The organism is Pseudomonas sp. AC463, assembly GCF_979253585.1.
The window spans coordinates 1-322 of sequence record NZ_CEEDDZ010000334.1 but is presented as its reverse complement, the minus strand read 5'-3'; the positions used below and the strand labels follow the sequence as shown (position 1 = coordinate 322).

General features: G+C 65.5%; 1 protein-coding gene. It reads right to left on the bottom strand.

Annotation, left to right across the window (positions count from 1 at the left end; all coding sequences use genetic code 11):
- A partial coding sequence (locus tag AC0IYH_RS30390) for a TonB-dependent receptor plug domain-containing protein (RefSeq protein ID WP_471837862.1) occupies nucleotides 1-322 on the bottom strand: 322 nt, incomplete at both ends.

Below are 322 nucleotides of genomic sequence, written 5' to 3'. Positions count from 1 at the left end.
CGCTCGATCAGCGCGCTGGGGATGAAGTTGATGTCGACCGCCTGCTGCGGCAGCATGCGCTGACCGTTGATCAGCGTCAGGACGCGCGAACTGCCGAGATTGCGCAGGTTGACGTTCGCGGTGCCGTCCGATCCGTTGGAGACGTTCTCGTTCGCGTCGGCGGTGAACTGCGGCAAGCGGTTCAGCACGGCCTCCGCGGTCGTCGCGCCCTGATACTGGATTTCCTGGCTGTCGACGGCGGTCAGCGGGCTGTTGCTGTTCAGGTCCGCGCGCTTGATGCGGGTGCCGGTGACCAGGATGTCGGCGCTACCCTCATCGGTAC